The sequence below is a fragment of the Acidobacteriota bacterium genome, assembly GCA_040756905.1.
Taxonomy (GTDB): Bacteria; Acidobacteriota; Aminicenantia; order JBFLYD01; family JBFLYD01; genus JBFLYD01.
On record JBFLYD010000009.1, the window covers coordinates 51,313 to 64,343 of the forward strand.

Sequence of the window (13,031 nt, forward strand, 5' to 3'; positions counted from 1 at the left end):
TGATAATTCTTTATTTTTTCTTGATTTTTACTCTATCTCCATCTTTCAATTCTCTTAAAGATTTATAAGGTCCCACAACTATTGTATCTCCTTCTCTAAGCCCGGATAAAATCTCAACTCTCATTTCTCCCATTACACCCCTTTCTGCTTTCTGGAAAAAAACTTGAGAATCTTTAATAACAAAAATGCCTTCCTCCTCTTTTTTTTCTTCTTTTTTTTCTCTTACCACAACAGAGGATATAGGGATCGTCAGCACTCCATTTCTAATGGCAGTGATTATATCAACCGATGAGGAGAGGCCGGGTTTTAATTGTTCGGGAGGATTTTTTAAAGTTATAACTACCTTGAAATCTTTTGCCTCTTTTGTGGAAGTGCCCAATCCTTTCTCGATTGCAGAGCTTCCAATTTCTGTGACAAATCCCCTTAATTTTTTATCCGGCAAAGCATCAACTGTGATTTCGGTCTCATGACCTGCTCTTATTCCAACTATATCAGTTTCATCAACTTCAACTTCAACCTCCATTTCTGAAAGGTCTGCTATTGTTAAAAGAACTGTTCCTGGGTTGTTCATGGTTCCTATAACTGCCACTTCTCCCTCTTCTACTTTGAGACTTGTTACCACACCGTTCAAAGGAGATTTGATTATCGTTTTTTCAAAATTATCTTTTGAGCTTTTAAGGGAAGCCCTTGCCTGTTCAATTTTATATTTTAAGCTTTTTACCTGGGCAAGGTTCATTTCATACTGAGCTTTTGCATTTTCTAATTGTTCATCTGAGATAAGTTTTTCTTTGTGAAGTTGAGTGTACCTTTCAAAGGTATTTTTAGTTTTTTCCAGATTAATCATTGTCTGGCGAAGGTCTTCTTCAAAGGAAAGAATGAGAGCTTTGTCCCGTTCAACATTTGCCTCGTACTGAGTTGAGTCGAGTTTCATCAGAATAGAATTTTCACTTACCTTCTCTCCCTCTTTTACGTAGATTTTTTCAATCCTCCCTGGAATATGGGCAGAAATGTTAACATATTTTTTAGGTTTGATGGTTCCAGAAGCAGATACTTTTGAGATAAGGTTACTCTTTGTTACTTTCTCTGTTTCCACCTCAATAGGAGGTTTTCCCCGCCTAATGTTTAATAAAATTATGACAGATATAACGACCATTACTACTGCAATGATTATTGTTTTCTTCTTCATTTCTTTTCTCCGTTATCTTTCACTAAGATTATACGATATAATGTATTAAAAGTTTAAGATTATTTATTTTTGACAAAATTTTAGATAGAATATAAAATTCGATAAGTGAAAGAAATCTTAAACTTAGACAAGAGAAACAGGAAATTTCAAAATCAATTGATAAATAAGGGGGTAAAATGAAAGAAGAAGAAATTAAGAAGGTTCTTTTGAGTGAAAATGAAGAATTTAAAAAGCTGTATGACTCTCATCAAAAATATGAGAAAGAATTACAAGAATTATCATCAAAAAAATTTTTAACCGATGATGAGAGATTAGAGATTAAAAGGATTAAAAAAGAAAAATTGATCTTAAAAGATAAAATGCAGTTGATTATGGAGCAATATCAAACATCGCTTAAAAAATAAGAATAAAAAATGGCAAAAGAAGGCATCTTTATCATCATAATTCTAATGCTAATTGCGTCTATATTTATTTTGATTTTCAACAAATTAACTATTTTAATAATTTTTATTCTCATTGCAGCTTTTGTCGGGTTTTTCTTCAGAGATCCAGAAAGAATTCCTTTTTTAGAAAAAGGTGTGATACTTTCTCCTGCAGATGGAAAAATGATAAAGGTTGAAAAAATAAATGACAATTCTTTTGCAAATGAAAATTCTATTAAAATAAGCATATTTTTATCTTTGTATGATGTTCATGTAAACAGGTCTCCTGTAGAAGGAATAGTGGAAAAAATAGTCTATAAAAAAGGAAAGTTTTTTCCAGCGTATAAGGGTAATGCCTCAGATTTAAATGAACAGAATGTTATACATATAAAGGGTGAAAAAGAGAGGATAATTCTGAAACAGATTGCAGGAATATTAGCAAGAAGAATAAAGTGTTATTTAAAGGAAAATCAGAAAGTTTTACCAGGGGAGAGAATAGGTCTTATCATGTTCGGATCAAGGGTGGAACTTTTCCTTCCTGCGAGTGTCAACCTGCTTGTAAAAGAGGGGGATAAAGTTAAAGGAGGAAAGACAATAATAGGGAGATTTGAATGATAAGAAAACGCATCAGAAGAAAAAGAACAAAACTAAGAAAAAGAATTGAAGGACTCCATCTTATTCCTGCAGTACTTACAATTGCCAATTTATTTTTTGGCTTTCTCGCAATAAAAAATGTCATTTCTGAAAAATTTAAAATAGCTGCTCTAATGATTATTATTTCATGGATTCTGGATATACTCGATGGAAGAATTGCGAGGATTACAAAATCCGCATCACACTTTGGAATTCAGATTGATTCTCTTGCAGATGCAATTTCCTTTGGCATAGCTCCTTCTTTACTGATTTATTACTGGGCTTTGAAAAACTTTTATCATATTGGATGGGTGTTTGGATTTATATATTTAATGGCAGGAGTTTTGAGACTTGCAAGGTTTAATATAACTGCAGTTCCAGGAGAGGAGAAGAAGTATTTTATCGGATTACCAATCCCTGCCGCAGCAGTCTCAATTGCTGGCTTTGTTCTGTATAACAACAAAGTTGTGGAAGACAAACTGATTTTAATTCTACTAACAATTTACATTCTATTTATTTCTTTGTTGATGATAAGCAATCTGAAATATACAAGCTATGAAAAATTGAATTTTAAGATTACAAAAAATTTCTGGATATTTTTGGTCTTGGCTATGTTTTTTGGGGTGTTTTATTTTTACTCTCAAATATCTGTTCTTTTAATCATTGTGCCATATATTTTTTATGCTCCATTTTTGTTGCTTCGGAAAAAGATGTTGACATTAATTAAAAAGAGAGAAAGAGAAGTTCTCGATGCCCAATAGAAATTACAATTTAGCCATCCTTGGAGCAAATTCGTTTAGAGGCAAAGAGATTAAGAATCTGATAGAAAAGGCGGCTTTTCCATTGCGAAATATTGAATTTTTTGATTTCTCAGTAAAAGAGGAATGGAGCTTGTTAACAGAATTCAAAAATGAGGCAAAAATTGTAAGATATCCAGATGAAAATTATTTAGAGGATATCGATCTAATTTTTTTAGTCTCGGATACAGAATTCAATAAAGAATGGGGCAAGAAGGCAAAAAAAAAGAAAATTTTCGCAATCGACCTTGAATTTACCTTTAATGAAGAAGAGAACATTCCTTTAATAGTTGATGGAGTTAACGAAGAACTATTGAAATTTGATGATTATATAGTTGCTAATCCCCATCCTATTGCTATTATTCTAAGCCTGGTTTTTAATTTTTTTGAAAAAAATTTTAAGATAAAAAAAGCAATATCCATTTTTTATCAACCAGTATCAGAGTATCAGGATGAAGGAATAAAAGAATTTATTTCTCAAACGGTGGGAGTCTTAAACCTTACTCAAATTCCTAAATCGATCTTTAAAGAACAGGTCGCCTTCAACATTATATCTCAGGTAGGGAAAGTTTCAGAGGATGGTATCACAGATCTCGAAAAAAAGATAATAAAAGAGACTGAAAGAATTTTGAGAAGAAGCGAGTTCTTTTCTCTTTCAATCATTCAAGTTCCAGTTTTTCATTCTTATTCTTCAATGATTTATGTTGAATTTCCAGAAGAGATCCCATTTGAAGAAATTGAAAACCGGATGAAAAAAGTTCCCTTTTTTAAAATATTTCCATTAAAATCCGATCCTCCCACTCCTGTATCAGCATCAGGAGAAGATCGTATCTTTATCAAACTGAAGAAGGACCCTAATTTTCCTAATTGTTATTGGATATGGCTTGTTGCTGATAATTTAAGAAGAGGATGCACCTTAAATGCAATTCAAATTGCAAAAAATTTGTTGAATAGATTTCTTGTATGAATGATTATATAAAATTATTTTCCCTTATAAGCAAAAACTGGAAAAAGATCGGTATCGCAATTTTTTCAATGGCGATGGTTGCTTTTTTTACAGCTACATTTACCCTCCTCATTCAACCAATCATGGATCATCTCTTTTTAAAAGGTTCAAAGGAAGCCCCTGTTGCATTTATTCCAAGAGATTTATTTTTGAAAATATTCCACATTCAAGAAACTCAACTTGAAGGTCTTCTACCATTCCTTTTAGTTATGGTTTTTCTTGGAAAAGGATTTTTTACATTTTTATCCTCGTACAAAATGACTTCAATAGGCTTGACTGTTGTAAAATCCCTTAGAGATAAACTTTATTCTCATCTCATAGATCAACCGATAAATTTTTTTATCAATAGGCCCACAGGAGAATTAATATCAAGGGTTACCAATGATATTGATAGAATTCAGACAGCTCTTTCTGAAACTCTTGGAGATCTAATAAGAGAATCTTTTACTTTGATAGGTCTTCTATTTGTAATATTTTATCAGGACTGGAAATTAGCTTTCATATCATTACTTTTAATTCCAATGGCATCGATTCCCATAATCGGATTCGGTAAGAAGCTTAAGAGAAAAGGGCTTCTCGGTCAGAAAAAGATGGCTGATATTTCAAATATTATTTTTGAAACTGTTAAAGGAAACAGAATAGTCAAAGCTTTTAACATGGAGAAGTTTGAAAAGAAAAAGTTTTTAAAATTAACAGATGATCATTTCAAAGTTCATCTGAAAATGTCTCGAATTAGCTCATTTAACTCACCTTTCATGGAGTTTTTAGGAGCCTTCGTTGCTGCGTTTATTCTTTGGGTGGGAACGAGGAAGATAGTATCAGGAGCTGTAACCCCTGGACAATTTACTTCTTTTCTCACGGCGATGTTTTTAATGTATGCTCCAGTAAAAAGGTTAAGCAAGGTTAATTTTAATATTCAACAAGCTCTTGTTGGATTGGAAAGAATAGAAGAAATTATGAAAGAGCAACCCGAAGTTAAAGAAAGGGGTGGATTATTAACTCTTCCAAGAGTTAAAGGTTTACTGGAGTTTAGAAATGTAAGCTTTTCATATAGCGATAAAAATTTTGTTCTGAAAGATGTGAGTTTTAAAGCTGAACCTGGTGAGTTAGTAGCAATTGTTGGATTGAGTGGAGCAGGTAAAACAACTTTGATAAACCTCATTCCGAGATTTTATGAAATGAACTTGGGTGAGATAACGATTGATAATTATGATATAAGAAGTATTACTCTAAGTTCTTTAAGAGCTCAGATTGGGTTGGTTACCCAGGATATAATTCTTTTTAACGATACAGTTAAGAACAATATTGTCTATGGATTAGAGAACATATCCGAAGTAAAGATTGTTGAATCCGCAAAAGCAGCGATGGCTCATGATTTTATAATGAATCTTTCAGATGGATATGAAACTGTGATAGGCGAGGGTGGCCAGATTCTTTCCCTTGGACAAAGACAGAGAATAGCAATTGCAAGGGCGATATTAAAAGACCCTCCAATTCTTATCCTTGATGAAGCCACATCCCAGCTTGATTCTGAATCTGAGAGAGCTATCCAGATGGCCCTTGAAAATTTAATGAAGAATCGAACAACCATTGTTATAGCTCATAGACTTTCCACGATTAGGAAAGCTGACAAGATATTGGTAATAGATAAAGGAACTATCGTTGAGCAAGGCACTCATGAAAGTTTATTGAAAAAGAGGGGAATATATGCCCATCTTTATGTCCTGCAATTTCCTGAATTACTCAACGAGCAACAGGCATGATAAACAGTATGACAGGTTATGCTCAAAAGAGGTTTTTTTATCCTGGTCTCGACTTTTTTATTTCGTTGAAATCAGAAAATCATAGATATTTTGAATGGGAGTTTAGATCCAATCCTCAAATTGTTGAACTTGAAAAGAGAATTTTAAAAATAGTAAAAAAGGAGATTTTTAGAGGAAAGATATATATAAATTTTGAAATAAATTTTTTAAATTCAGATAGATGGAAAATTAATTTTAACGCATTTCTTTTTGATAAAATTTTGAATCACTATCCATTGCTGAAAAATGAGGTCATCAAGTTCCCAGAGATATTTTCTCTTAAGCTAAATGAGTCAGCTATATCTAATGAAGACTGGAGAAAATTCGAGAAAGGATTCAGAGAAGTCCTGAATATGATCCTCAAGGAAAGAAAAAAGGAGGGGAAGTTTATCGAAAAAAATTTGAAAGCCTCCATAGGGAAAATTGAATTTTCTTTAAACAATATAGAAAAAAATGTCTCATGGCATTCAGAAGAAGTAAAAAGAAATCTCAGTTCAAAGATAGAAAAAATGCTTGATCGATCACCCGAAGATAAAGGTAGATTTTTTGAGGAAATTGCGTATTTATCCCAGAGAATGGATATTTCTGAAGAAATAACAAGGATAAAATCGCATGTAAATGCTTTAAGAAAAATTATCGAAATAAAAAACAAAATTTCTAAGGGTAAAAACATGGATTTTCTGGTTCAGGAGATTCTAAGAGAAGTAAACACAATAAATTCAAAGACTGAAAATATTAAGATAATAAGGGAAGGATTGAAGATAAAGGCAGAGGTTGATAAAATTAGAGAACAGGCAAGGAATGTAGAATGAAAGGTTCGATTGTATTTGTAATTACAGGACCATCTGGTTCAGGAAAGTCCACCCTTGTTAAACTATTACTGAATTCTATCCCGGATATTTATTTTACAGTTTCTCATACCACCAGAGAATCTCGGCCGAATGAATTGAATGGAACCGATTATTATTTTGTTTCAGAAGAAAAATTTAAAAAAATGATAAATCAGGAAAAATTTCTGGAATGGGCTATAGTTCATGGAAATTATTATGGCACCTCTCATTCAGAGATAAACAGGGGTATTAAAAAAGGGATTGACCTCCTGTTAGATCTTGATATACAGGGTGCTATGAATATAAGGAAGAAACTCAAGAATTGTGTATTTATATTTGTAGTTCCACCTTCAATCAATGAGATAAAAAAAAGGATTATTTTAAGGGGTACTGAAGATGAATCAGAGATTGGAAAAAGATTAAAGAATGCAAAGAATGAGATTAAAAAATGGAAATCATTTGAATACATTGTAATTAATGATAGCCTTAAAAGAGCGGTTTATGAACTCCAATCAATAATAAATGCGGAAAGGGCAAAAAGATTTAGAAGGGAAGAAAAAATAAAAGAGCTATTCTTAAATTTTTATTAAAAAATGAAGATTGCATTAGGAGTTTGTTCATCAATCAGTGCTTATAAATCTGTGGAGATAATGCGGGAATTTCAAAAAAAGAATGTCGAAGTAGAGGTTATAATGACAAAGAATGCTACTAAGCTGATTTCGCCCCTTACCTTTCAGGTTCTCTCCAGAAAAAAAGTCTATGTGGAACAGTTTGATGAAATAGAAACAGAAGTAGCCCACATAAAACTTTCTAAGGAAATTTCCCTTTTGGTGGTTGCTCCTGCCACTGCTAACATTATTTCAAAATTTGCTTCTGGAATAGCAGATGATTTTTTAAGCACACTATTCATTTCAGTTAAATGCCCTGTTCTTATAGCTCCAGCCATGCATTCAGAGATGTATAATAACCCTATAATACAGCAGAATATGGAGAAGCTGAAATTGATGGGTGTTCATTTTGTAGAGCCATCATTTGGATATCTTGCCTCTGGAGATGAAGGCATTGGAAGGCTGGCTGATCCTCATTGTATAGTTGATAAGGCCATGGAAATTTTAAACATCAAGCAATCTTTAAAAGGAAAGAAAATAATGGTGACTGCAGGACCAACTCAGGAAAGTATAGACCCTGTGAGGATAATCACTAATAGGTCTTCTGGAAAAATGGGGATTTTTCTTGCTGAAGAGGCAGAAAAAAGGGGTGCTGCAGTAAAGTTAATATTGGGTCCTACATTGCAAAAGGCCAACATAAGAGGTGAATTGATAAATGTGGAAACAACATTAGATATGGAAAAAGAATGTCTCAAACATTGGAATGAAACTGATATAGGAATAATGGCAGCCGCACCTTCTGATTATAGACCAACTGAATATTTTAGAGATAAGATAAAAAAGGAGAATGAAAAAATAAGTTTAGAGTTCCTACGAAATCCGGATATATTAAAACAGATGGGCGAGAAAAAGGGTGATAAAATTCTCATTGGATTTGCTGCAGAATCAGAAAATAAAATAAATAATGCAAAGAAGAAATTGATGGAAAAAAATTTGGATTTTATAGTTTTAAACGATATTACTAAAAAGGGGATAGGGTTTGGGTCTGATTTTAATGAGATATCGATAATCCATAGAAATGGAAGAATATTAAAATCCGGAAGGAAAACTAAAAGAGAAATTGCATCACTTATAATCGATGAAATAGAAAAAATCATAAAATAATTCTTTTCCCATTCTTCAAAATGAAAAAAGAGATTTTAAACTGGCTTAAATTTTTTCAGGAAATTGATGTGGAAAATTTAAATTTAAAAAAAAATCTAAAGAAGGAAAAACTATGGGAGTTGGAAAAAGATGTTTTGAATTGCAAAGCATGCCCTCTTCATGAAGTAAAAATTAACTATGTTTTTGGTGAAGGAAATCCTGGTGCAGAAATTTTATTTGTTGGAGAAGCTCCTGGTGAAGATGAAGATATACAGGGAAGACCTTTTGTGGGAGAGGCTGGAAAACTATTAACGAAGATAATAGAAGGGATGAAATTCAACAGAGATGATGTTTACATTGCAAATGTTCTCAAATGCAGACCACCGAATAATAGAAATCCAAAAGCTCCAGAGATTGAACAATGTAAAAAATATTTAATAAAGCAGATAGAGATTATAAATCCAAAAGTTATCATAGCTTTGGGAAAAATAGCGTCGAGTACACTTTCGGGAGAAAACATTTCAATTTTATCAAGAAGGGGGGAAATACTCTATTTTAAAAACATTCCATTGATTCCTACCTTTCATCCTGCATTCATTCTAAGAAATAGACATCAGGAGAAAATGCTCAAAAAACTTGTTTGGAAAGATATAAAAACAGCTTTGAAAATAATCAACAGGGTCTAAATGAATAATCAACTCGTTGAAGTTGCCCTTCCTTTACCAATAATAAATAATTTCATATATAAAGTGCCTGAAGATTTAAGGGATAAAGTTTCAACAGGAAAAAGGGTGAGGGTTTCTTTTAAGAACAGGCATTATACAGGATTCATAGTGAATTCCTCACCAGAACAGACCATCTCAGGAGAAATAAAAGAAGTGGAAGAAATCATAGATGATGAGGTATTGATAACAGAGGATGTTTTTCTTATGTGTAAAAAAGTTTCAGAGTATTTTTTTTGCAGCTTAGGAGAATTGTTATCTTCGATACCTTTGTCTAATAGAAAGGCAGAGTTTAAAGACCTTTCCAGATCAGAAAATCTCGAACTTAAAAGAATTCCAGATATTTTAATAGAATTTCTTAAGGAAAAAAAACCTTTATTAATAAAGGGGTCTCGGGATGAAAGAATAAATATGTATATAGCCCTTGCAATTAATGAAGTAGAAAAAGGGAAAAATGTCTTGATCCTATTTCCTGAGGTTTCTGATCTTGAATACTTTGAAGAAATAATTAGACCTCAAAGACTCAAGACTTCATTTATTTCCGGAAAATTAAGCAAGAGGAAAAAAGAAATTGAATGGGTTGAGATAAAAAATGGAATGAGAACCATTATTTCAGGAACATTTCCTGTTCTTTTTTATTCTATCCCAAATTTATCTCTGATAATAATCGATGGAGAAGAGGGTCTTTCTTACATAAAACAGAACAGTCCAAAATATAATATAAAAGAAGTTGCTTTTATTAAAGCTCAGCTTATGAACTCCTCAATTATCCTCGGCTCTGATTCACCTTCTGTGGAATCCATTTTTAAAGTAAAAAGAAAAGATTTTTCTTTCTACGAGCTTGACAATGACAGAAAGAAATCTTTAAGGGTCAAATTTTTGAGGTCTAAAAAAGTAATATCTGATGAATTAAAAAACGAAATAGATAAAAATCTTAAGCAAAAAAATAAGATGATTTTTTTTGTTAACAGGAAGGGCTTGGGAAGTTTTTTGGTCTGCAATAATTGTGGTTTCATAAAGAATTGTAAAAATTGTAATATTCCCCTTCGTTTTCATCAGGAGAATTTATTAATATGTCATTTTTGTGGATATTCAGAAAATGTGGAGAGATTATGTCCTGGATGTAAATCAAAATTGAGAGCAGTTGGATGGTTTGGAACTGAGAGGGTCTACCATGAATTGAAATCAATTTATCCGGAAAAGAAAATAGAAATTTTAGACCTCGAAAGATGTAGAAGTAAGAAAGCTCAGAACAAGATATGGCAAGAATTTCTTTACAATAATACAGAGATAATGATTGGAACTCAATTAATTTTAAGTTATAAGCATTTTGATAGGATTAGAATTCCTCTATTAGTGCTCCTGAATCCTGAATCAAGTCTATCTTTTCCAGATTATAGGTTTTCAGAAAATACTTTTCATATAATTGATAAATTACTTCTTTCAGTTGAAGATGAAGGAAAGGTAATAGTCCAGAGCAGTGGACATCTTCATTACAGTATAATTTCTCCTCTTTCATTCAACAATGATTTATTTTATAAAGAAGAGTTATTATATAGAGAAATTATGCAGTATCCTCCCTTTTTCTCAATTGTCAAATTATTAATTCCAGGAAGGAAAAGGAGAAGTATTGGCACAAAAGCCAGAAAAATATTGGAAACAATAAAAATACATGAAAATGGGTTTAAAGTTTATGGTCCAAATTTCGCTCCGATTTCCAAATTAAAAGGATTATGGAGGGTTCAGCTGATTTTAAAAGGAGATATAACTGAGATAAGGAAATTTCTCAGAGAGAACATCGATGTATTCTTAAAGGAAAAAATCAACATCGAGATAAATCCTCTCTCCACTCTCTGATACACTTTTTTCAGATAAAATTTTTAAATTTAGGTTTTAGATAATTTTATTTGTATTTCCTCTGATATTTTTTTCCATACCTCTAAATCTACGGATAAGAAAGCTTCAATAATTTTAGGGTCAAATTGAGTTCCGGAGTTTTTCTTAATTTCCTCTCTGGCATATTCAAAAGAGTAAGCCTTTCTGTAGGGCCTATCCGAAGTTAATGCATCTAAAGCATCGGCTACAGCAAAAATTCTCGCCCCTAAGGGAATTTCATCGTTTTTCTTTCCATAAGGATACCCTGTTCCATCATAATTTTCATGATGGTAAAGAACTATGATCGAAGCGGGTTGAAGGAATTTAACTTTCCTCATCATGTTATAACCAATCTCTGAGTGTGTTTTCATTGTTTCCCATTCTTCCGGGGATAACTTCTCTGGCTTTCTGAGGATATAATCTGGAATCGCAATCTTACCAATGTCGTGCAATAAAGCTGCTCTTCGAAGAGTGATAAGTTCATCTTTATCTTCAATACCATAAGATTCAGCTATTTTTATTGCATATTCAGTTACTCTATTGGAATGACCATGGGTCTCAGTATCTCTGAAATCAAGAGCAAGTATCAAGGAATTTAAAGTTTCATTGTATGTCTCGTTTAGTTCCTCTAACGCTTTTTTTAATTCATTTGTTCTCTCCTCAACCATCTCCTCCAGATGTTTCTGGTATCTTAGATTCTCCAGAACAAGCCTTCTTTTTTCAAGACCTCTTTTTACATTTATTACAACTTCTGAGAGTTTAAATGGTTTTATCACGTAATCATAAGCACCAAGAGTCATTGCATCTATAGCAATGTTGATATCTTTAAGAGCTGACATCATAATAATTCCCATGTGAGGGTCAATCTCCTTTAGCTCTTTGAGCAGTTCAAGGCCGCTTTTGCCTGGCATTCTTATATCAGTAATTAGTAAAGAAAAATTATTTTCTCCCTTAAAAATTTTTAGAGCCTCTTCAGCATTAGATGCTGTAACACATTCATAACCTTGGCCTTCAAGAAATTCTAAAAGTAACTCTCTTATTGTTTCTTCATCATCAACTATCAAGATTTTTTCTTTCTCCATAGGACAGATATTATATTTATTTTATTTTTATTTGTAAATTAATATGATTATCATTAGTGTTTATTATACTTATACCAATAATTAATATGTAGGGCAAGCCTTTAGGCTTGCTTATTTTGCAGGGCTAAAGCCCTGCCCTACATGAGTTTATTTATTGCCATTAGTATAATAAAAAAGATAAACGTTATAATTCAATTGGTTAATATATTCAAAATTTCAAAAGGGGTGTTAAAAAGATAATCAGGGTTTGCTTCCATTAATTTTTTCTTGCTCATAGTTCCCCATAAGGCTCCTCCTGTCACGACTCCTGCTAATCTTCCTGATGTAATGTCTAAAAAAGAATCTCCAACATGAAGCACATTTGAGGGAGAAATTTGAAGTTCTTTACATAATTTCAAAACTCCCTCAGGGCTTGGTTTTGGATTTTTTAAATCTTCACTTGAAACAAGAGAATCTATGTGTTCAGCTAATCCCTTCTCTTTGATTAAAAATAAGGAAAGCTCCCTTCCCCTTCCTGTAAATATTCCAATTTTCTTGTTTCTCCTCTTTATTTCAATGATTGTATCTGGGAATCCATCATATAAGTTTATTTCATCCAATCTATCCATAAACATTTTGAGATATTCATTGAAGCATTTTTCTAAATCATCTTTTCTTACAAAATCTGAAAATATTTTCTTCTCAGAAGGTCCGAGGAGAAGATATATTTCATCGGGAGTGAAATCCCGCTTTCCCCATTTCTTTAAAACTTTTATAAAGGCATCTATCGTCACAGGGTAAGAATCAATTATGGTTCCATCGAGGTCAAATATAATTCCTTCAAATTTCATAGAGAAATATTTATTAAATATATAGTGCTCCTCATATAAAAACAATAAATAATTTGTAGGGCAACCCTTTAGGGTTGCTTAATGCAAGGCTAAAG

General features: G+C 32.3%; 13 protein-coding genes. 10 read left to right on the plus strand and 3 right to left on the minus strand.

Translation table 11 applies throughout. The annotated features are described in order from the left end of the window. Nucleotides 1-10 precede the first annotated feature (10 nt). Nucleotides 11-1,186 (minus strand): efflux RND transporter periplasmic adaptor subunit, encoded by a 1,176-nt coding sequence (locus AB1410_01135; GenBank protein ID MEW6455303.1) that lies wholly within the window; start codon nucleotides 1,184-1,186, stop codon nucleotides 11-13. A gap of 176 nt (nucleotides 1,187-1,362) precedes the next feature. Between AB1410_01135 and AB1410_01140 the strand changes: the two genes are divergently transcribed. The 10 genes from AB1410_01140 to priA are packed head-to-tail and all read left to right on the plus strand — an operon-like array spanning nucleotide 1,363 to nucleotide 11,006. Further along, nucleotides 1,363-1,590 (plus strand): YdcH family protein, encoded by a 228-nt coding sequence (locus AB1410_01140; protein ID MEW6455304.1) that lies wholly within the window; start codon nucleotides 1,363-1,365, stop codon nucleotides 1,588-1,590. Between the two features lie 9 nt (nucleotides 1,591-1,599). Beyond that, the gene (locus AB1410_01145) at nucleotides 1,600-2,223 is read left to right on the plus strand and encodes a phosphatidylserine decarboxylase family protein (GenBank protein ID MEW6455305.1); all 624 of its coding nucleotides are present in this window, start codon (nucleotides 1,600-1,602) and stop codon (nucleotides 2,221-2,223) included. Continuing rightward, nucleotides 2,220-3,002: a CDP-diacylglycerol--serine O-phosphatidyltransferase gene (pssA, locus tag AB1410_01150; GenBank protein ID MEW6455306.1), complete on the plus strand. Its 783-nt coding sequence runs from the start codon at nucleotides 2,220-2,222 to the stop codon at nucleotides 3,000-3,002. Before AB1410_01145 ends, pssA begins: the two co-directional genes overlap by 4 nt. Beyond that, nucleotides 2,992-4,005 (plus strand): Asd/ArgC dimerization domain-containing protein, encoded by a 1,014-nt coding sequence (locus tag AB1410_01155; protein ID MEW6455307.1) that lies wholly within the window; start codon nucleotides 2,992-2,994, stop codon nucleotides 4,003-4,005. The genes pssA and AB1410_01155 overlap by 11 nt, the downstream gene beginning before the upstream one ends. Then, nucleotides 4,002-5,807, plus strand: coding sequence for an ABC transporter transmembrane domain-containing protein (locus tag AB1410_01160; GenBank protein ID MEW6455308.1), 1,806 nt, complete (start codon nucleotides 4,002-4,004; stop codon nucleotides 5,805-5,807). The genes AB1410_01155 and AB1410_01160 overlap by 4 nt, the downstream gene beginning before the upstream one ends. Then, nucleotides 5,804-6,658: a DUF1732 domain-containing protein gene (locus AB1410_01165; GenBank protein ID MEW6455309.1), complete on the plus strand. Its 855-nt coding sequence runs from the start codon at nucleotides 5,804-5,806 to the stop codon at nucleotides 6,656-6,658. Before AB1410_01160 ends, AB1410_01165 begins: the two co-directional genes overlap by 4 nt. Further along, a complete protein-coding gene (gene gmk / locus AB1410_01170; protein ID MEW6455310.1) occupies nucleotides 6,655-7,266 on the plus strand; it encodes a guanylate kinase in 612 nt (203 codons plus the stop codon). The genes AB1410_01165 and gmk overlap by 4 nt, the downstream gene beginning before the upstream one ends. Nucleotides 7,267-7,269: 3 nt before the next feature. Beyond that, nucleotides 7,270-8,448 (plus strand): bifunctional phosphopantothenoylcysteine decarboxylase/phosphopantothenate--cysteine ligase CoaBC, encoded by a 1,179-nt coding sequence (coaBC, locus tag AB1410_01175; GenBank protein ID MEW6455311.1) that lies wholly within the window; start codon nucleotides 7,270-7,272, stop codon nucleotides 8,446-8,448. A 20-nt stretch (nucleotides 8,449-8,468) separates the two neighbouring features. Beyond that, the gene (locus tag AB1410_01180; GenBank protein MEW6455312.1) at nucleotides 8,469-9,113 is read left to right on the plus strand and encodes a uracil-DNA glycosylase; all 645 of its coding nucleotides are present in this window, start codon (nucleotides 8,469-8,471) and stop codon (nucleotides 9,111-9,113) included. Next, on the plus strand, nucleotides 9,114-11,006 hold the full coding sequence (gene priA, locus AB1410_01185) for a primosomal protein N' (protein MEW6455313.1): 1,893 nt from the start codon (nucleotides 9,114-9,116) through the stop codon (nucleotides 11,004-11,006). Between the two features lie 29 nt (nucleotides 11,007-11,035). Here priA and AB1410_01190 read toward each other — a convergent pair whose 3' ends face one another. Together AB1410_01190 and AB1410_01195 are read right to left on the minus strand one after the other, a co-directional pair. After that, entirely contained in the window at nucleotides 11,036-12,106 is a 1,071-nt protein-coding gene (locus AB1410_01190) for an HD domain-containing phosphohydrolase (protein ID MEW6455314.1), read from the minus strand. A gap of 191 nt (nucleotides 12,107-12,297) precedes the next feature. After that, entirely contained in the window at nucleotides 12,298-12,936 is a 639-nt protein-coding gene (locus tag AB1410_01195; protein MEW6455315.1) for an HAD-IA family hydrolase, read from the minus strand. Nucleotides 12,937-13,031: the final 95 nt, after the last annotated feature.

Coding starts and splice junctions, on each gene's coding strand:
- AB1410_01135 (MEW6455303.1), bottom strand. CDS start 1,186: ATGAAGAAGAAAACAATAATCATTGCAGTAGTAATGGTCGTTATATCT.
- AB1410_01140 (MEW6455304.1), top strand. CDS start 1,363: ATGAAAGAAGAAGAAATTAAGAAGGTTCTTTTGAGTGAAAATGAAGAA.
- AB1410_01145 (MEW6455305.1), top strand. CDS start 1,600: ATGGCAAAAGAAGGCATCTTTATCATCATAATTCTAATGCTAATTGCG.
- pssA (MEW6455306.1), top strand. CDS start 2,220: ATGATAAGAAAACGCATCAGAAGAAAAAGAACAAAACTAAGAAAAAGA.
- AB1410_01155 (MEW6455307.1), top strand. CDS start 2,992: ATGCCCAATAGAAATTACAATTTAGCCATCCTTGGAGCAAATTCGTTT.
- AB1410_01160 (MEW6455308.1), top strand. CDS start 4,002: ATGAATGATTATATAAAATTATTTTCCCTTATAAGCAAAAACTGGAAA.
- AB1410_01165 (MEW6455309.1), top strand. CDS start 5,804: ATGATAAACAGTATGACAGGTTATGCTCAAAAGAGGTTTTTTTATCCT.
- gmk (MEW6455310.1), top strand. CDS start 6,655: ATGAAAGGTTCGATTGTATTTGTAATTACAGGACCATCTGGTTCAGGA.
- coaBC (MEW6455311.1), top strand. CDS start 7,270: ATGAAGATTGCATTAGGAGTTTGTTCATCAATCAGTGCTTATAAATCT.
- AB1410_01180 (MEW6455312.1), top strand. CDS start 8,469: ATGAAAAAAGAGATTTTAAACTGGCTTAAATTTTTTCAGGAAATTGAT.
- priA (MEW6455313.1), top strand. CDS start 9,114: ATGAATAATCAACTCGTTGAAGTTGCCCTTCCTTTACCAATAATAAAT.
- AB1410_01190 (MEW6455314.1), bottom strand. CDS start 12,106: ATGGAGAAAGAAAAAATCTTGATAGTTGATGATGAAGAAACAATAAGA.
- AB1410_01195 (MEW6455315.1), bottom strand. CDS start 12,936: ATGAAATTTGAAGGAATTATATTTGACCTCGATGGAACCATAATTGAT.